Here is a 17,330-nt window from a genome sequence, read left to right on the forward strand (position 1 = left end):
TGCGCCCTTCAAGCCACCCGCGACCGGCTGACGCAGGGGCAACGTTCAGCTTTCTCCGCTGCCCTCGTTGCTGCGTCGCCGCTTGGCGCGCGGATGCGCGGCGTCGTAGACCTTGGCCAGGTGCTGGAAATCGAGGTGGGTATAGATCTGCGTGGTGGCGATGTCGGCATGGCCCAGCAGCTCCTGCACACCACGCAGGTCGCCGGACGATTCCAGGATGTGGCTGGCGAAACTGTGCCGCAGCATGTGCGGGTGCACCTGCTTGAACAGGCCCTGGCGCTGCGCCAGCTGGCGGATGCGGATCTGCACCGCACGCTGGCTGATTGGCCCGTTGCGACCGGGGAACACCGGCGATGCCGGACCACCGCCACTTTCCGCGCGCCACGCCTGCAGCGCTTCGCGTGACGGCCGCCCGAACGGCACCCGGCGCTGGCGGTTGCCCTTGCCCAGCACGTTGACCAGCCCGCTGTCGAAATCCAGGTCGCGCCAGGTCAGCGCGCAGACTTCGCTCAGGCGCAGGCCGGAGGAATAGAACAGTTCCAGCAGCGCGCGGTCACGGCGGCCGAGCTCACCGTCCGGCTCCAGTTCGACCAGCTGCACCGCCTCATCGGCGTCAAGGACCTGCGGCAACCGGCGCGGCGCGCGCGGTGCCTTCAGCGTCGCTGCCGGACTGACCTCGATGCGCCCGTGCTTGAGCAGCCAGGCATAGAAGCTGCGGCAGGCCGACAGGCGGCGTTGCAGGCTCTTGGCCGACAGGCCGCGGCGATGCTCGTCGGCGACGAACTGGCGCAACGCATCGGCATCGAGCGCCTCCACCGCTACGCCACGCGGTTGGGCCCAGACCGCTAGCGCGTCCAGGTCGCGGCGGTAGGCGTCAAGCGTATGCGCCGACATCCGCCGCTCCACCTGCAGATGCTGCAGGAAGGCCTGTACCGCGCTCATCGTCGTCCGGTCCTGCTCAGTCGTGGAAGCGCTTCAGGCCAGTGGCCAGGGCGTCGCCCATCATGCGCAGGAACAGCGTGCCCATGCCCGGGTAGAAGCGGTTCGGGTCGTGGCTGCCGACCGCGATCAGGCCGACGCCCGGCAACGGCAGCAGCGCGGTGGTCTGCACTTCCTCGCTGCGTACGCCGTACAGGACGGCATTCTTTTCCGGCTGCAGGCGGCCGCAGATCGGCTCGCCGTCGTTCAGGCAATCGCGGAACGGGCCCAGTTGCGGATCATCGGCAGCAATCACCTGCAGCCAGTCGGCCTGTTCCAGCCCGGCCACCGGCGCATGCACCACCAGCCGCACCAGGTCGCCGGCGAAGTCTTCCTGCAGCGATGCGGCCATCGCGCGCAGGGTATCGGCCGCGTTGTCCTGCTTCATCAGTGCCAGGGTCAGCTGGTGCGTGCGCACTGCCAGGCGTTCATTGACCTGGGCGGTGGCGCCCAGGTCGGCCAACCGTCGTGCCAGCTCGCGGTTCTTCTCGCGCAGCACTTCCAGCTGGTAGCTGGCCAGCGATGCGGTCGGGCCGTCATCGCGCGGCACCACCAGGGTCAGGGCCAGGTCCGGGAACTGCTTGAGGAAGCCGGGATGTCGCCGCAACCAGGCAGCGACTTCATGGGCCCCGAGCTTGTCGACGGTTTCGGTCATGCCATCCACTCCCCTTCGAAGACGAATGCGGTCGGGCCCGCCATCACCACCGGCTGGCCATCGCCCGGCCACTGGATGCGCAGGTCACCTCCGGGCAGGCTGATGCGCGCATCGCGCTGCAGGCGGCCGCGCTGCATCAGGGTCACGGCGGCGGCGCAGGCACCACTGCCGCAGGCCAGGGTCTCGCCGACACCGCGCTCGAACACGCGCAGGCGGGCGTGCGCCGGGCCCATCACCTGGGCGAAGCCCACGTTCACCGAGCGCGGGAACGACGCGTGCTGCTGCAGTAGCGAACCCACGCGTTCAACCGGAGCGGCATCGATCAGGCCCACTTCGATCACCGCATGCGGGTTGCCCATCGACACCGCAGCAAAGCGGACGCTCTCCCCCTGCAGCGGCAGCAGGTATTCCTCGCGCGGATGGGCGAAGCCCATCAGCGGCACGTTGGCCGGCTCGAACGCGGGCACGCCCATGGTTACCGCGAATTGCCCATCACCGAGCACCTTCACTTCATGGCTGGCCAGCGGGCTGTCGATGACGAACGCATCGCCCTGCGCACTGCCCTCGCGCACCAGCCAGGCCGCGATGCAGCGCGCGCCATTGCCGCACTGCTCGGAATTGGAACCGTCGGCGTTCCAGATGCGGTACGAGGCCACCGAGCCTTCCGCACGCGGCGCCTCGATGGTCAGGATCTGATCGCAGCCGACGCCGGTGTGGCGGTCGGCCAGGCGCGCGGCCAGTTCAGGCGTGGGCGGCGCAGTACCGTCACGCAGGTCGATCACTACGAAATCATTGCCCGCGCCATGCATCTTGCTGAAGCGCAAGGCCCTGGAACCGGCCTTACTCATTCCCGCTGTCCGCCTTCTTCGCTGGCGCGGGTGCCGGCTGGGGGGTCGTTGCAGCCGGGTCGACGGTCGTGGCCGGAGCAACGGCGCCCTGGCCCTCGGCCGGGGTCGCCTCGGTGGCGGGCTCGGCGGCCGGTTCGACGGTTTCTTCCACCGGCACCGGCTTCTGCGGCAGTACCAGCGGGCCCTTGTTGCCGCAGGCGGCGAGGAGCAGCAGCGAGGCCGCTGCCAGCGGAATCAGGATGGCGTTTCGATGGGGGATCTTCATGCCCCGAGTATAGCCATTGGCGGCTGAGCGGTTCGTGCAGGGGATCGGGTTGCCGGCCAGCGGCCGGCACTACCGCAGGCGCTCAATCCGCGGGCGGTGGCAACGGCCGCGTCCACAGCCAGATCGCCACCACGGTCATGCTGCCGATCGAGAACCACTTCACCCAGGCGACCGGCACGCACCACAGCATGATGCAGGCGCACACCGCCATGGTGATCGTGGCCATCCACTTGCCGTAGCGGCTGACCGCACCATGTGCCTGCCAGTTGGCGATGGCCGGGCCGAAGCGCGGGTGCTGCAGCAGCCAGGTGTGCAGGCGTTCGGACCCACGTGATGCAGCCCACGCCGAGATCAGGATGAATACGGTGGTCGGGAGGCCCGGCACGAAGATGCCGACGATGCCGGTGCCCAGGCTGACGTAGGCCAGCAGCCACCACGCCCAGCGGAAACGCACCACGCGCGGTGGCGTGGCGGTATTGCGGGATGCGGAGGGCTCGGGCAGGCTCATGGCCGCAAGGATAACGGTTCGGGGTGCCCGGCAACGCCCGGCACCCCTTCGCCGTTACGGCTGGGCGATGCCCAGCTGCTGCAGCACGAACGCGTACGACTCGGACAGCTCGCGGTAGCGCTGGAAGCGCCCCGACTTGCCGCCGTGGCCGGCTTCCATGTTGGTGCGGAACAGGATCGGGTAGGGGCCGGTGTTGTGATCACGCAGCTTGGCCACCCACTTGGCCGGCTCCCAGTACTGCACCTGCGAATCCCACAGGCCGGTGCCCACGAACAGCGCCGGGTACGCCTGCTGCTTCACGTTGTCGTAGGGCGAGTAGGACAGCATGTAGTCGTAATACGGCTTCTGCTCCGGGTTGCCCCACTCATCGTATTCGTTGGTCGTCAGCGGAATGGTCGGGTCGAGCATGGTGGTGACCACGTCGACGAACGGGACCTGCGCCACCATCACCCGGTAATCCTGCGGGGCCTGGTTGGCCACCGCGCCCATCAGCAGGCCACCGGCGCTGCCGCCGGACGCGGCGACGCGATCCTTCGCCGCCCAGCCCTGTGCGACCAGGCCGCGGGTGACGTCGATGAAGTCGTTGAAGGTGTTCTGCTTGTGCAGCAGCTTGCCGTTCTCGTACCAGTCGCGGCCCATTTCCTGGCCGCCGCGGATGTGGGCGATGGCATACACCACGCCGCGGTCGAGCAGGCTCACCGCGGTCTGGTTGAAGTACGGATCCATCGACATGCCATAGCTGCCATAGGCGTACTGGAACAGCGCGCCCTTGCCATCCTTCTGGTAGCCCCTGCGGTAGACCAGCGACACCGGCACCTTCACCCCATCGCGCGCGGTGATCCAGACGCGGTCGGTTTCGTACTTCGAGGCGTCATAGCCGATCACCGGCTGCACCTTCAGCTGGCGACGCTCACCGGTGGCGGTGTTCAGCTCGAACACGGTGGTCGGGGTTGTCATCGAGGTGTAGACGTAGCGCAGCCACGGCGTATCGGCCTCGGTGTTGTCGCCCAGGCCCATCGAGTACGCCGGCTCATCAGCCTTCACGTAGTCGCTGCGGCCATCCTTGAACAGCAGGCGGATGCGCTCCAGGCCCTCGGAACGTTCGGCGATGGCGGTGTAGCTGTCGAACAGCTCGAAGCCTTCGATGAACACCGCATCGTCATGCGCGATCCAGTCCTTCCACTGCGCACGCGAGGTGGCATCGGTCGGTGCGGTGACCAGCTTGAAGTTCTTCGCACCGTCGTTGGTGCGGATCACCCAGCGGCCGTCGTAGTGGTCGGCGTCGTACTCGACGTCACGCTGGCGCGGGGCCAGCACGGTGAAGGTGGTCGGATCGCTGGCCGGTGCGTAGCGCTCTTCCGAGGACACAGTGCTGTGCACGCCGATGGTGATGAAGCGATCGTCGCGGGTGCGGCCGATGCCCATGTAGAAGCTGTCGTCCTTCTCTTCGTAGACGACGGTGTCGGCGCTGGCTGGAGTGCCCAGCACGTGCTTCTTCACGCGCACGGTGAGCAGCGTTTCCGGATCGTTCTCGACATACAGCACGGTGCGGTTGTCGTCGGCCCAGACCAGGTCGCCGGAGCTGCCGGTGATCACATCGGGCAGCACCTTGCCGGTGGCCAGATCCTTGAAGCGGATCGTGTACTGGCGGCGGCCGACATCATCATCGGCCCAGGCCAGCAACTGGTTGTCCTGGCTGACCTCCATCGAGCCGACGCTGAAGTAGCCCTTGCCGGCAGCCATCGTATTGACGTCCAGCAGGATTTCCTCGGCGGCCTCCATGCTGCCCTTGCGGCGCGCGTGGATGGGGTAGTCCTGGCCGGTCTCGAAACGGCTGTAGTACCAGTAGCCGCGCTCGCGCGCCGGCACGCTGGAATCGTCCTGCTTGATGCGGCCGACAATCTCCTTGTACAGGGTGTCTTCCAGTGGCTTCAGCGGTGCCAGCAGCTGGTCGGCGTAGGCATTCTCGGCCTGCAGGTAGGCCAGCATGTCCTTGTCCGCGCGCTTGTCATCGCGCAGCCAGTAATAGTCATCGTTGCGGGTCGCGCCGAACGGCGCCTTGACCACGTGCGGATGCCTGGCGGCGTCCGGCGGAACGGGCGGAGTGGCGGCGGTAGCAGTCGTGGTCATCAGGCTGGCGAGCAACAGGCAGAGGGTGGACTTCATGAAGTAGGGTTCCTGGCGCATCAATGCAATGGTCTTCGGCGGGGTCAGATCCCTTTTCCCGAAAAGGGATCTGACCCCAATCGCAGCCAAGCGGCAACCCTGCGGATCGTCATGGGCCATGCCGACCGGCGTACCATGGATCCATGAGTACCCTGCCCCACACGCCGGGCTACAGCCGGCGCAGCCATGAAATCGCCCCGTTCCATGTGATGTCCCTGCTGGCCCGCGCGCAGGCGCTGGAACAGGCCGGCCACGATGTGATCCACCTGGAAATCGGCGAACCGGACTTCACTACCGCCGAACCGGTCGTGCGTGCCGGCCAGGCCGCACTGGCCGCCGGCCATACCCGCTACACCGCCGCACGTGGCCTGCCGGCCCTGCGCCAGGTGATCAGCGGTTTCTATCGCAGCCACTACGGTCTGGACATCGATCCTGAACGCATTCTGGTCACCCCGGGTGGGTCCGGTGCGCTGCTGCTGGCCAGCAGCCTGCTGGTCGACCCCGGCCGCCACTGGCTGCTGGCCGACCCCGGCTACCCCTGCAACCGCCACTTCCTGCGCCTCGTCGAAGGCGGCGCACAGCTGGTGCCGGTCGGCCCGGACACTGCGTACCAGCTCACGCCGTCGCTGGTGGAACAGCATTGGAATGCCGACAGCGTCGGCGCGCTGGTTGCCTCGCCGGCCAACCCGACCGGCACCGTGCTCTCCGCCGACGAACTGGCTGCACTGTCGCAGACCCTGCACGCGCGGGGCGGCCACCTGGTGGTGGACGAGATCTATCACGGCCTGACCTACGGCCTGGACGCGCCCAGCGTGCTGCAGGTGGACGACAACGCATTCGTACTGAACAGTTTTTCCAAGTACTTCGGCATGACCGGGTGGCGGCTGGGCTGGCTGGTGGCGCCGCCGTCCGCAGTACCGGATCTGGAGAAGCTGGCGCAGAACCTGTACATCAGCGCCTCGAGCATCGCCCAGCACGCCGCGCTCGCCTGCTTCAGCGAGGAATCCATGGCGATCTTCGAGCAGCGCCGCGACGCGTTCCGCCAGCGTCGCGACTTCCTGCTGCCGGCACTGCGTGAGCTGGGCTTCCGTATCGAAGTCGAGCCACAGGGCGCGTTCTACCTGTACGCCGACGTCAGTGCATTCACCGACGACGCGCAGGCATTCTGCGCGCATTTCCTGGAAACCGAGCACGTGGCGTTCACCCCGGGCCTGGATTTCGGCTTCCATCGTGCCAACCAGCACGTGCGCCTGGCCTATACCCAGGAGGTACCGCGATTGCAGGAGGCGGTGGCGCGGATTGCGCGCGGATTGAAGCGTTGGCAGGGATCACGTTGACGGTAGTGCCGGCCGCTGGCCGGCGACGGCATCATCCACGCATTGCAGGTTTGCCGGCCAGCGGCCGGCACCACCGGGCAAAGAAAAACGCCGCCCTGGGGCGGCGTTTTCCGTTCTGCTTACTTGCCGCCCAACCGCTCCCACAGGAAGCTGTACGCCAGCGCCGACATGTGCGCGGCCTGCGCGTTGTTGGCGGCGCCGCCGTGCCCTCCTTCAATGTTCTCGTAGTAGGTCACGTCCTTGCCGGCGTCGATCATCTTCGCCGCCATCTTGCGGGCATGCCCCGGGTGCACGCGGTCGTCGCGGGTCGAGGTCGTGAACAGCACCGGCGGGTAGTTCTTCTTCGCGTTGAACAGGTGGTACGGCGAGAAGGTCTTGATGAACTCCCAGTCACTGGTATCCGGGTTGCCATACTCGGCCATCCATGAGGCACCCGCCAACAGGTGGCTGTAGCGCTTCATGTCCAGCAACGGCACCTGCACCACCACCGCACCGAACAGCTCCGGGTACTGGGTCAGCATGTTGCCGGTCAGCAGGCCACCGTTGCTGCCGCCCTGCACGCCCAGGTGCTTGGCGCTGGTGATCTTGCGCTTGACCAGGTCCCGCGCCACCGCGGCCATGTCTTCGTAGGCCTTATGGCGGTTCTGCTTCAGCGCCGCCTGGTGCCAGCGCGGGCCGTACTCGCCGCCGCCACGGATGTTGGCCACCACGTACACGCCGCCCTTCTCCAGCCAGGCGCGGCCCATGCCACCGGAATAGCTCGGGGTCAGCGAGATCTCGAAGCCACCGTAGCCGTACAGCAACGTCGGATTGGAGCCATCGAGCTTCATCGCCCTGTCGTGCACCACGAAGTACGGCACGCGGGTGCCGTCCTTGCTGGTGGCGAAGTGCTGCTCGATCACCTTGCCCTTGGCGTCGAAGAAGGCCGGCATGGTCTTCAGCGTTTCCGGGGCCTGGCCGATCTCGGCCAGGGCCAGCGTGGTCGGGGTCAGGTAATCGGTGGCGGTCAGCCACACCGCGTCGCTGTCATTGCTGTCCACTGCAGCCACGCCCAGCGTGCCGAAGGCCGGGGCGCCGACGAAGCGGCTGGTCTGCCAGCCATTGGCGCCCGGGGTCAGCACCGACAGGCGGTTCTTGACGTCGTCCAGCACGTTCAGCACCAGGTGGCTTTTGGTCCAGGTGGCGCTGGCCAGCGAGGTGGTCGCGGTCGGGGTGAACAGCACCTCGAAGTCGCGCTTGCCGGCAAGGAAGTCGTCCAGCTGGATCGCCAGCAGCGAACCGGACGCATAGGTCTTGCCGCCCACGGTCCACGGGTCGCGCAGCTCCAGGGTCAGCCACTGCTTGTGCAGGCCCTTCTCGGCCGAATTCGGCGCGTCGATCTTGGTCAGCGTGCCGTCGTCGCCACGCAGGTAGAGTTCGTTGTTGTAGAACGCCAGCGTACGGCTGACCAGGTTGCGCTCGAAGCCCGGGGTGTCATCGTGCATCGCCGCGATGTACATGTCTTCCGGCTTGCCTTCGTACACCACGGTGGCCGAGGCCATCGGCGTGCCGCGCTTCCACAGCTTGGCCACGCGCGGATAGCCGGACGTGGTCATCGTGCCGGCACCGAAGTCGGTGTAGACGAACACGGTGTCGCGGTCGACCCAGTTGAGGCCCCCCTTCGACTCCGGACGGAAGAAGCCGTCCTTGATCCAGGTCTTGTTGGCCAGGTCGAACTCGCGGGTGACGTCGGCGTCGGCGCCGCCGCGCGACAGCGCGATCAGGCAACGGCTGTAATCCGGGCGCAGGCAATCGGCGCCGTGCCAGACCCAGTTCTCACCCTCGGCCTTGTTCAGCGCATCCAGGTCGAGCACGGTCTCCCACTGCGGCGACGCCTTGCGGTACTCGGCCAGGGTGGTGCGCCGCCACAGGCCGCGCTCGTGCTGCTGGTCCTTCCAGAAGTTGTAGTAGTAGTCGCCGATCTTCTGCACGCCCGGAATCTTGGCATCGGAATCGAGCACCTCGCGGATGCGGGTCTCCATCTGCTTGAAGGCCGGGGTCTGCGCCAGGCGCGCCTCGGACTTGGCATTCTGTTCCTTGACCCAGGACAGCGGCTTGTCGCCGGTAACGTCCTCCAGCCAGGCGTAGCGGTCGGTATCTTCAGCGGCCACGGCGGTCCCCACCGAGGCAGCGGTCATCATGCCGGCCAACAGGCAGGCGGAAGCGAGTCGTGACATTGCAGCTCCAGGCAGTCATAAGCCGTGGAACGCTAGCACGGAATGCCGCGGCCTCCCCCGTGTCGAAGGTCAGGCCGTGGCCGCCGGGCCGCGCCGGCGACGCGCCTGTCCACCGGTACGCCGCACCTTCGGCAGCCGCGACAGGCGCGGCAGCGGGAAGCGCAACAGCGCCCACCAGGCCGCGAGCGGCATGCCGATCAGCCACATCGGCAGCCAGCCCAACCACGCGCTGCTGCCACGTGCCGCTGGCCAGACCAGTACCAGCGCCAGTCCGGCCAGCGCCAGTTGCCGCACGCCACGCAGCAGACGCGGGTCGGCGCGTTCGATGATGCGTTCAGTTGCAGGGTGACGGACGGAACGTGTGTTCATGAGCCTTCTCCGGTAGACAATGCAACACAGCTTGGGCAAGCCCCTTCTCACAGATTGCGACACCATTGACGGATCGCGCACGCTCAGTCGACCATGCTCAGGCAAAGCCCTCCTGAGCCCGCTCCCGCATGACTTCGATCCGCCCGCTCTGCGCCGTGTTGCTGGCCCTGTCCCTGGCGGGCCCCGCCATGGCGGTCGGTGAGCCGCCATCACCCCGTGCCAGCGCCCCGCGCGCCGATCCGGATGCCCCGATCGACCTCAAGCGCTTCATGGGCACCTGGTACGTGATCGGCCGCGTGCCGAACTTCATCGAACGCGGGCACGTCGCCAGCGTCAACGAGTACGAGTTGCGCGACGAGCACAAGGTCGGCATCACCTACCGCTACCGCGACGGCTTCGGCGAACCCCTGCAGGAGATCCGCGCACGCGCCAGCGTCGACCCGGACAGCGGCAACCACGGCTGGCGCACCTGGTTCTACCGCGTGGTGCCGACCCACTCCCGGGTGCTGGACGTCGCCCCGGATTACTCGTGGGCGCTGATCGGTTATCCGGGCCGTGAGATGGCGTGGATCTTCTCGCGCACGCCGGACATGGACAAAGCCCTGTACAAGGAGCTGGCCGAGCGCCTGCGTGACGAGTACGGGGTGAACACCGACAAGCTCAAGCGCGTGCCGCAGCACCCGGAGCAGGTCGGCAAGCTGGGCTACGAAGTACCGAACGCGCGTTGACCGCACGTGGAATTGCCGGCCAGCGGCCGGCACTACCGTTTCCAGGCAATGGGGTAGAGCCGGCCGCTGGCCGGCTACCGGCAGGCGTAGCGGTTACTTGCGGCTGTAATGCGCGACCAGGCGGTCGCCGAGCATCTGCAGCAGCTGCACCAGGACCAGCAGCAGGACCACGGTGACCAGGGCCACGTCGGTGTGCGAACGCTGGTAGCCATCGCGGAACGCCAGGTCGCCGAGGCCGCCGGAACCGATCGCACCGCCCATCGCAGTGAAGCCGATCAGGGCCACGGTGGTGACGGTGGCACCGGCGATCAGGCCGGGGCGCGCTTCCGGCAGCAGCACGCGGGTCACCAGCTGCCAGGTGGTGGCGCCCATCGCCTGGGTCGCCTCGATGACGCCTCGATCCACTTCGCGCAGCGCGGTCTCGACCAGGCGCGCATAGAACGGCGCTGCGCCGATCACCAGCGGCACGATCGCGCCGCGCACGCCCAGCGAGGTTCCCATCAGGAACAACGTGACCGGAATCAGCACGATCATCAGGATGATGAAAGGCACCGAGCGCAGCAGGTTCACCACCAGTGCCAGCGCGCCATAGGCGAACGGCCTCCGCTTCATCTGTGGCGCGCCGAACAGGTACAGCAGCACGCCCAGCGGCAGGCCGATGGCCAGCGTCAGCGGCAGCGAACCGAGCAGCATCAGCAGCGTGTCGAGGGTGGCCTGGCCGATGTCGGCCCACTTGCCCGCATCCAGGTGACGGAAGAAGCCGCCAGCAGCAGCAATGATCATCGACGCAGCTCCTCGACGTGCACGCCGGCGGCCACGAAGGCAGCCTGCGCGGCGGACTGGTCGCCGCCCACCAGGGCGACCACCAGCTGGCCATACGGGGTGTCCTTGATCCGGTCGATACGGCCGGACAGGATGTTGTAGTCGACCCCGGTCTGCCGCGCGACGCTGCCGAGCAGGGGTTCGTAGGTGTCGCCACCGAGGAAGGTCAGGCGCACGATACGGCCGCCAACGGCATCGAAATCACGGTGCAGCGCGCCCTCGTCCACATGCTCCGACTCGCTGACGAACCGGCGCGTGGTCGGATGCTGCGGGTGCAGGAACACCCGGGTGACCGGACCGGTTTCGACCATCTGGCCGGCATCGAGCACCGCGACGCGGTCGCAGACACGGCGGATCACGTCCATCTCGTGGGTGATCAGCACGACGGTCAGGCCGAGCTCGCGATTGATCTTCGACAGCAGTGACAGCACCGAAGCAGTGGTCTGCGGGTCGAGCGCACTGGTGGCCTCGTCGCACAGCAGGATCTGCGGACGGGTCGCCAGCGCGCGGGCGATGCCGACGCGCTGCTTCTGGCCACCGGACAGCTGCGCCGGATACTTCTGCGCATGCGCTTCCAGGCCCACGGTCTGCAGCAGCTCGGCCACACGCGCGTCGATTTCCGCCTTCGGCGTGCCGGCCAGTTCCAGCGGAAAGGCGACATTGCCCGCCACCGTGCGCGACGACAGCAGATTGAAATGCTGGAAGATCATGCCGATGCGCCGGCGCAGCGCGCGCAGGCCGTCGGCGTCCAGCGCGGTGACATCCTCACCACCAATCAGCAGCCGGCCACCGCTGGGTTCTTCCAGGCGGTTGATCATGCGGATCAGGGTCGACTTGCCGGCGCCGGAATGGCCGATGATGCCGAAAACCTCACCGGCCTCGATGGTCAGGTCCAACGGTTGCAGCGCGCTGATCTCGCGGCCGGCAACGGCATAGGATTTGTGCAGGCGCTGGAACTCGATCACGGGCGTGGCTCACCGGCTGGGTGACGGAAGGGGGCGTGCAGCCTACCAGCGCAGGCGGTCGCGCGCCCGCGCCATGGGCCAGAATGTTATTCCTTTTGGTTCTAACGTACCTGCTCCGGCGCGGGTTCCGGGGTCGGATCCCCGCAGGGGCTCTGACCCCGCTTCCCGGCCAAACCGGTTCAGGGATGATCCAGCGGCTTCGGCGGCTCCTGCCTGTTCACCCGCTCGCGGTGCAGCAGGTAAAGCCCCGAAGCCACGATGATTGCCGCGCCCACCCAGGTATAGCCATCGGGCAGCTGGCCCCAGAAGGCCAGGTCCCAACCGATCACCCAGACCAGCCCGCTGTACTCCAACGGCGCGATCATCGAGGCCTCGCCCAGCTGGAAGGCCCTGGTCAGGGCGATCTGGCCCAGCGCCCCGGCCAGGCCCATGCCACCGATCAGCGGCGCATGTGCCAGCTGCAGTGGCACCCAGCCGGGAAGGGCCAGCAGCCCGGCACCGATGGCCATGATCACCAGGAACCAGACCACCATCGACTGCGAAGTATCTGTGCGGGTCAACAGGCTGACCGTGATCGCGGCTACGGCATAGGCAGTGGCCGCGGCCAGCACCATCAGCCCCGGCACCGAGATGAAGCCATCGACGCCCGGCCGCAGCACCACCAGCACACCGACCAGGCCAATCCCGATGGCGACCCAGCGCCGTGGCCCGACCCGCTCGCCCAGCAGCGGCACCGACAATGCGGCGATCAGCAGCGGGGCAACGAAATAGATCGTGTAGGCAGTGGACAGCGGCAGGTCGCGCAGGGCGAACACGAAGCAGCCGATCATCGCCATGCCCAGCGCACCACGCAGCAGGTGCAGCCCCCAGCGGCGCGGCACCAGCGAACGCGGCCCGGCGCTGGCCAGCACCCAGACCAGCACGAATGGCAACGAGGCCGCGCCGCGCAGGAAGGTCACTTCCAGGGTGGGGTAGCTGGCCGACAGCTGCTTCATGCCAGCATCCATCAGCGAGAAGCAGGCGACCGCAGCGACCATCCAGGCCACTGCGCGCGAGGGGGAGCGTTGCACGTTCATGGCCCATTATCGCCCGGTCGTCGCTTTCTGTAGAGCCGGACCCACGCTCGGCCGCTCTTCACAAAGCAGCCGAGCGTGGGCTCGGTTCTACAAAGGGCGGGCGTGGGGCCCTCGCGATAGAATGGCCGCCACTGAATCCTGCGGAGCATCGCCCATGCCTTCCTTCGACGTCGTGTCTGAAGTCGACACCCACGAACTGACCAACGCCATCGACCAGGCCAACCGCGAACTGGCCACCCGCTTCGATTTCAAGGGCGTGGATGCCAAGTTCGAACGCGATGGCGATGTGATCAACCAGTTCGCGCCGACCGAGTTCCAGCTCAAGCAGATGAACGACATCCTGCGTGCACGCCTGGCCGCGCGCGGCATCGATGTGCTCAGCCTCGAATTCGGCGACATCGAGACCAACCTGGCCCAGGCCCGGCAGAAGATCACCGTCAAGCAGGGCATCGAGCAGAAGATCGCCAAGAAGATCGCTGCTGCGCTGAAGGAGGCCAAGCTGAAGGTTGAAAGCCAGATCAATGGCGACAAGCTGCGCGTGCAGGGCAAGAAGCGTGATGACCTGCAGGACGCCATCGCCGTGCTCAAGGCCGGCAAGTTCGAGCTGCCGCTGCAGTTCAACAATTTCCGCGATTGATCTGGCCGCCGGGCATGGCCCGGCGCCGGCACCTGCGGTAAGACGGTGCGTTGCAAGCGACGCGCCTACAATGTCCGCCCCGCCAGCCGACGTGCCCGCCATGACCGACGCCCAACTACCCACCGAGGACCCGATCGCCGCCACCCGCCTGTGGCTGGAACGCATCGTCATCGGCCTGAACCTGTGCCCGTTCGCCAAGGCGGTCTACGTGAAGGACCAGGTCCGCATCGTGCTCAGCGATGCGACCACGACGGAAGCCCTGGTTGAGCAGCTGGCCGAGGAACTGGTCCTGCTGCGCGATACGCCGGCCGAGCAGATCGATACCACGCTGATCGTGCATCCGCAGGTGCTGACCGATTTCCTCGACTACAACGACTTCCTCGACAACGCCGACGCGGCGATCGAGGCGCTGGACCTGCAGGGCATCCTGCAGGTGGCCAGCTTCCACCCCGACTACCAGTTCGACGGCGTGGCCGCGGACGACGCCAGCAACTACACCAATCGCGCGCCCTTCCCCACCCTGCACCTGCTGCGCGAAGACAGCGTGGCGCGCGCGGTGGACGTCTATCCGGATCCGGACGTGATCGTCGAGCGCAACATCCAGACCCTGGACCGCATCGGCGTGGACGGCTGGCATCGCCGCCTGCGTGGCGAAGACCTGTCGTGAGCACGGTGCCGCCGATTGCCGCTTGGCCGGCCGCGCCGCTGTCGGGCAAGGTGGTGCTGGTCACCGGCGGCGCCAACGGCATCGGCCGTGGCATCGCGCAGGCCGTGCTCGGCGCCGGTGGCCGCGTGCTGATCGGCGACCTCGACGTGGAGGCCGGCGAGGCGTGCCTGGCGGAATGGCAGCGTGGTGAGGATGCCGTGTTCCAGCGCCTGGACATCACCGACGAAGCCAGCGTGCGCGCCCTCATCGCCGTGGCCCTGCAGCGTTTCGGCTGCATCGACGGCCTGGTCAACAACGCGGGGATTGCCAGCCCGCACGGCACTCTGCTGCAGGACATGGACTGGGACGAGTGGCAGCGCCGGCTGTCTTCGCTGCACGGCGCGTTCCTGTGCAGCAAGCATGCGTTGCCGGCGCTGACCGCCAGCGCCGCCGGTGCGATCATCAACATCGCCTCGACCCGCGCCTGGCAATCCGAAGCACACAGCGAAGCCTATGCCGCAGCCAAGGGCGGACTGGTCGCGTTCACCCATGCGCTGGCGATCAGCAGCGGCCCGGCGGTGCGGGTGAACAGCATCAGTCCCGGCTGGATCGGCACCTGCGAGTGGCAGGCACCCTCACGCCGACACGCACCGGAGTATTCGGCCACCGACCATGCGCAACACCCGGTCGGCCGCGTCGGCCAGCCGGAGGACATCGGTGCGTTGGCCGTGTACCTGCTGTCATCACTGTCCGGTTTCAGCACCGGCCAGGATTTCATCGTCGACGGCGGCATGACCCGGAAGATGATCTACGCCGAATGACCCACCACCGGTAGTGCCGGCCGCTGGCCGGCATTCCGGTAGATCCACGCCATGCGTGGATGGCGGTGAAGTGCCAACCAAGGTTGGCACCCACCACCATGGATTACGCCATGCCCGAGTGGCGCAGCAGCGCATCGATCTGCGGCGCACGGCCGCGGAAGGCCTTGAAGTTGTCCGCCGCCGGGCGGCTGCCACCGCGCGACAGGATCTCATCACGGAAGCGTGCGCCGGTTTCAGCCAGTGCCTGCGGCGCTTCCTCGAAGGCGGCATAGGCGTCGGCGCTGAGTACCTCGGCCCACTTGTAGCTGTAGTAACCCGCGGCGTAACCGCCCGCAAAGATGTGGCTGAACTGGTGCGGGAAGCGGTTCCAGGCCGGCGGGTGGTTCACCGCCACTTCCGCGCGCACGCGGTCGAGCAGCGCCAGCACGCTGTCCTGCGCTGGTTCGAACTGGCTGTGCAGCAGCATGTCGAACAGGCCGAACTCCAGCTGGCGGACGGTGGCCATGCCGCTGTGGAAGTTGCGCGCGGCCAGCATGCGCTCGTACAGCGCGCGCGGCAGCGGCTCGCCACTGTCCACATGCGCGGTCATCGCCTGCAGGTGGTCCCATTCCCAGCAGAAGTTCTCCATGAACTGGCTGGGCAGCTCCACCGCATCCCATTCCACGCCGTTGATGCCAGCCACGCCCAGTTCGCTGATGCGGGTCAGCAGCTGGTGCAGGCCGTGGCCCATCTCATGGAACAGCGTGGTCACTTCGTTGTGGCTGAAGGTGGCCGGCTTGCCGTTGGCACCGCGGCCGAAGTTGCACACCAGGTAGACCAGCGGCGTCTGCACGCTGCCGTCGGTGCGCACGCGACGGTTGCGGCAATCATCCATCCACGCCCCGCCGCGCTTGCCCTCGCGGGCGTACAGGTCCAGGTAGAACTGGCCAACCAGCGCGCCCTGCGCATCGACCAACCGGAAGAAGCGCACATCCTCGTGCCACACCGGCGCGCTGTCCTCCTGCACGCGCAGGCCGTACAGCTGCTCGATCACTGAGAACAGGCCACCCAGTACCTTCGGCTCGGTGAAATACTGCTTCACCTCCTGCTCGGAATAGCTGTAACGCGCCTGCTTCAGGCGGTCGGCGGCGAAGGCCAGGTCCCAGGCCTGCAGGCTGTCGATGCCGAGCTGTTCGCGCGCGAACTGCTCCAGCTCGGCGCGGTCCCTGGCAGCGAACGGCTTGGCACGCGCGGCCAGGTCACGCAGGAAACCGAGCACTTCGGCCGGGTCCTGCGCCATCTTGGTCGCCACCGAGTAATGGCCGTACGAATCGAAGCCGAGCAACGCAGCCAGTTCGGCGCGCAGGGCAAGGATGCGGTCGATGTTGCCGCTGTTGTCCAGTGCGTCATCGCCGAATTCGGACGCACGCTGGGCGCTGGCGCGGTACAGGATCTCGCGCAGGTCGCGGTCCTCGCCCCAGGTCTGCACCGGCAGGTAGCACGGCATCTGCAGGGTCAGTTTCCAGCCGGCCTTGCCGTCCTTCTGTGCTGCGGCATGCGCGGCGGCCTTCACGTCTTCCGGCAGGCCCTTCAGCCGCGCTTCGTCTTCGATGAACAGCGACCAGGCATCGGTAGCGTCGAGCACGTTCTGCGAGAACTTCGCCGACAGCGCCGACAGTTCTTCCTTGATCGCAGCAAAACGCTGCTGCGCCTCGGGCGCCAGCTCGGCGCCGCCCAGGCGGAAGTCGCGCAGGGTGTTGTCCAGCACCTTGCGCTGGGCTTCATCGAAATGCGCCGCCTCCGGGCTGGCGGCCAGCGCCTGGTACTGGCGGTAAAGCGCCAGGTTCTGCCCCAGCGCACTGGCGAAGCGGGTCACCCGCGGCAGGTTGCTGTTGTAGGCCTCGCGCAGCTCCGGGGTATTGACCACGCCCTGCAGGTGGCCGACCAGGCCCCAGGCGCGCCACAGGCGCTCGGTGGCATCGTCCAGCGGGGTCACGAAGGTCTGCCAGGTGACCGGCTGCACCTGCTCGGCTGCGCTGACGGCGGCTGCGGCCTCGGCCAGCAGCACATCCAGCGCCGGCGCCACGTGCTCGGGGCGGATCGCCTCGAAGCGCGGCAGGCCGGAAAAATCGAGCAGGGGGTTGGCAACGGTCACGGCAGGTCTCCAGGGTACGGGCCCGGCAGGCGGGCAGCCCGGTAGATATGGCGCTGCCAGGCATCGCTGACAAGGGGGCACGGCATTCACATCGGCCTTACGCATGCCCCCCAAGCTCTGGGTGCGGGGGAGTCCGCAGCGGCACGTACCGAACGAGGC

Annotated in this window: 17 protein-coding genes; 5 read left to right on the forward strand and 12 right to left on the reverse strand. The window is 67.4% G+C overall.

What is annotated here, in order from left to right:
* Positions 1 to 45 precede the first annotated feature (45 nt).
* The 6 genes from xerC to WDC87_RS07480 all read right to left on the reverse strand — a co-directional run bounded on the left by xerC (position 46) and on the right by WDC87_RS07480 (position 5,420).
* Positions 46 to 942, reverse strand: a complete 897-nt coding sequence (gene xerC / locus WDC87_RS07455) for a tyrosine recombinase XerC (protein WP_188240601.1) — start codon at positions 940 to 942, stop codon at positions 46 to 48.
* Between the two features lie 16 nt (positions 943 to 958).
* A complete protein-coding gene (locus tag WDC87_RS07460) occupies positions 959 to 1,633 on the reverse strand; it encodes a DUF484 family protein (protein ID WP_005419445.1) in 675 nt (224 codons plus the stop codon).
* Entirely contained in the window at positions 1,630 to 2,481 is an 852-nt protein-coding gene (gene dapF / locus WDC87_RS07465; RefSeq protein ID WP_188240600.1) for a diaminopimelate epimerase, read from the reverse strand. The genes WDC87_RS07460 and dapF overlap by 4 nt, the downstream gene beginning before the upstream one ends.
* Positions 2,474 to 2,746 (reverse strand): lipoprotein, encoded by a 273-nt coding sequence (locus WDC87_RS07470; protein WP_188240599.1) that lies wholly within the window; start codon positions 2,744 to 2,746, stop codon positions 2,474 to 2,476. The genes dapF and WDC87_RS07470 overlap by 8 nt, the downstream gene beginning before the upstream one ends.
* An 82-nt stretch (positions 2,747 to 2,828) precedes the next feature.
* Positions 2,829 to 3,254 carry a YbaN family protein gene (locus WDC87_RS07475; RefSeq protein ID WP_072167205.1) on the reverse strand — a complete coding sequence of 142 codons (426 nt, stop codon included), beginning with the start codon at positions 3,252 to 3,254 and terminating at the stop codon, positions 2,829 to 2,831.
* Between the two features lie 54 nt (positions 3,255 to 3,308).
* On the reverse strand, positions 3,309 to 5,420 hold the full coding sequence (locus tag WDC87_RS07480; protein WP_188240598.1) for a S9 family peptidase: 2,112 nt from the start codon (positions 5,418 to 5,420) through the stop codon (positions 3,309 to 3,311).
* A 143-nt stretch (positions 5,421 to 5,563) separates the two neighbouring features.
* On the opposite strand from WDC87_RS07480, the gene WDC87_RS07485 reads away from it, so the two are divergent.
* Positions 5,564 to 6,757, forward strand: a complete 1,194-nt coding sequence (locus WDC87_RS07485) for a pyridoxal phosphate-dependent aminotransferase (protein ID WP_252745258.1) — start codon at positions 5,564 to 5,566, stop codon at positions 6,755 to 6,757.
* Between the two features lie 119 nt (positions 6,758 to 6,876).
* Here WDC87_RS07485 and WDC87_RS07490 read toward each other — a convergent pair whose 3' ends face one another.
* Positions 6,877 to 8,973, reverse strand: coding sequence for a prolyl oligopeptidase family serine peptidase (locus tag WDC87_RS07490; protein ID WP_072167207.1), 2,097 nt, complete (start codon positions 8,971 to 8,973; stop codon positions 6,877 to 6,879).
* A 69-nt stretch (positions 8,974 to 9,042) separates the two neighbouring features.
* Positions 9,043 to 9,342, reverse strand: coding sequence for a hypothetical protein (locus WDC87_RS07495; RefSeq protein ID WP_072167208.1), 300 nt, complete (start codon positions 9,340 to 9,342; stop codon positions 9,043 to 9,045).
* A 128-nt stretch (positions 9,343 to 9,470) separates the two neighbouring features.
* Here WDC87_RS07495 and WDC87_RS07500 point away from each other — a divergent pair, with 128 nt between their 5' ends.
* A complete protein-coding gene (locus WDC87_RS07500; protein ID WP_049438993.1) occupies positions 9,471 to 10,070 on the forward strand; it encodes a lipocalin family protein in 600 nt (199 codons plus the stop codon).
* Between the two features lie 93 nt (positions 10,071 to 10,163).
* Here the strand turns inward: WDC87_RS07500 and WDC87_RS07505 are convergent, their stop codons facing one another.
* From WDC87_RS07505 to WDC87_RS07515, 3 genes are all read right to left on the reverse strand, one after another.
* Entirely contained in the window at positions 10,164 to 10,853 is a 690-nt protein-coding gene (locus WDC87_RS07505) for a methionine ABC transporter permease (protein ID WP_065196496.1), read from the reverse strand.
* Entirely contained in the window at positions 10,850 to 11,857 is a 1,008-nt protein-coding gene (locus tag WDC87_RS07510) for a methionine ABC transporter ATP-binding protein (RefSeq protein WP_072167209.1), read from the reverse strand. The genes WDC87_RS07505 and WDC87_RS07510 overlap by 4 nt, the downstream gene beginning before the upstream one ends.
* A gap of 179 nt (positions 11,858 to 12,036) precedes the next feature.
* Positions 12,037 to 12,933: a DMT family transporter gene (locus WDC87_RS07515; protein WP_019660712.1), complete on the reverse strand. Its 897-nt coding sequence runs from the start codon at positions 12,931 to 12,933 to the stop codon at positions 12,037 to 12,039.
* A gap of 154 nt (positions 12,934 to 13,087) precedes the next feature.
* On the opposite strand from WDC87_RS07515, the gene WDC87_RS07520 reads away from it, so the two are divergent.
* The 3 genes from WDC87_RS07520 to WDC87_RS07530 all read left to right on the forward strand — a co-directional run bounded on the left by WDC87_RS07520 (position 13,088) and on the right by WDC87_RS07530 (position 15,037).
* Positions 13,088 to 13,570 carry a YajQ family cyclic di-GMP-binding protein gene (locus tag WDC87_RS07520; RefSeq protein ID WP_005419468.1) on the forward strand — a complete coding sequence of 161 codons (483 nt, stop codon included), beginning with the start codon at positions 13,088 to 13,090 and terminating at the stop codon, positions 13,568 to 13,570.
* Positions 13,571 to 13,670: 100 nt separating this feature from the next.
* Positions 13,671 to 14,237 carry a DUF1415 domain-containing protein gene (locus WDC87_RS07525; RefSeq protein ID WP_061479870.1) on the forward strand — a complete coding sequence of 189 codons (567 nt, stop codon included), beginning with the start codon at positions 13,671 to 13,673 and terminating at the stop codon, positions 14,235 to 14,237.
* Entirely contained in the window at positions 14,234 to 15,037 is an 804-nt protein-coding gene (locus tag WDC87_RS07530) for an SDR family oxidoreductase (protein ID WP_072167210.1), read from the forward strand. The genes WDC87_RS07525 and WDC87_RS07530 overlap by 4 nt, the downstream gene beginning before the upstream one ends.
* A gap of 103 nt (positions 15,038 to 15,140) precedes the next feature.
* Here WDC87_RS07530 and WDC87_RS07535 read toward each other — a convergent pair whose 3' ends face one another.
* A complete protein-coding gene (locus WDC87_RS07535; protein ID WP_072167211.1) occupies positions 15,141 to 17,171 on the reverse strand; it encodes a M3 family metallopeptidase in 2,031 nt (676 codons plus the stop codon).
* Between the last annotated feature and the right edge of the window lie 159 nt (positions 17,172 to 17,330).

Source organism: Stenotrophomonas maltophilia group sp. Smal12, from assembly GCF_037079935.1.
Lineage (GTDB): Bacteria > Pseudomonadota > Gammaproteobacteria > Xanthomonadales > Xanthomonadaceae > Stenotrophomonas > Stenotrophomonas sepilia.

Bases quoted from the DNA above. Each gene is read 5' to 3' on its own strand.
- WDC87_RS07485 (WP_252745258.1), top strand. From the start codon at position 5,564: ATGAGTACCCTGCCCCACACGCCGGGCTACAGCCGGCGCAGCCATGAA.
- WDC87_RS07505 (WP_065196496.1), bottom strand. From the start codon at position 10,853: ATGATCATTGCTGCTGCTGGCGGCTTCTTCCGTCACCTGGATGCGGGC.
- WDC87_RS07480 (WP_188240598.1), bottom strand. From the start codon at position 5,420: ATGAAGTCCACCCTCTGCCTGTTGCTCGCCAGCCTGATGACCACGACT.
- xerC (WP_188240601.1), bottom strand. From the start codon at position 942: ATGAGCGCGGTACAGGCCTTCCTGCAGCATCTGCAGGTGGAGCGGCGG.
- dapF (WP_188240600.1), bottom strand. From the start codon at position 2,481: ATGAGTAAGGCCGGTTCCAGGGCCTTGCGCTTCAGCAAGATGCATGGC.
- WDC87_RS07500 (WP_049438993.1), top strand. From the start codon at position 9,471: ATGACTTCGATCCGCCCGCTCTGCGCCGTGTTGCTGGCCCTGTCCCTG.
- WDC87_RS07495 (WP_072167208.1), bottom strand. From the start codon at position 9,342: ATGAACACACGTTCCGTCCGTCACCCTGCAACTGAACGCATCATCGAA.
- WDC87_RS07515 (WP_019660712.1), bottom strand. From the start codon at position 12,933: ATGAACGTGCAACGCTCCCCCTCGCGCGCAGTGGCCTGGATGGTCGCT.
- WDC87_RS07525 (WP_061479870.1), top strand. From the start codon at position 13,671: ATGACCGACGCCCAACTACCCACCGAGGACCCGATCGCCGCCACCCGC.
- WDC87_RS07520 (WP_005419468.1), top strand. From the start codon at position 13,088: ATGCCTTCCTTCGACGTCGTGTCTGAAGTCGACACCCACGAACTGACC.
- WDC87_RS07475 (WP_072167205.1), bottom strand. From the start codon at position 3,254: ATGAGCCTGCCCGAGCCCTCCGCATCCCGCAATACCGCCACGCCACCG.
- WDC87_RS07490 (WP_072167207.1), bottom strand. From the start codon at position 8,973: ATGTCACGACTCGCTTCCGCCTGCCTGTTGGCCGGCATGATGACCGCT.
- WDC87_RS07470 (WP_188240599.1), bottom strand. From the start codon at position 2,746: ATGAAGATCCCCCATCGAAACGCCATCCTGATTCCGCTGGCAGCGGCC.
- WDC87_RS07460 (WP_005419445.1), bottom strand. From the start codon at position 1,633: ATGACCGAAACCGTCGACAAGCTCGGGGCCCATGAAGTCGCTGCCTGG.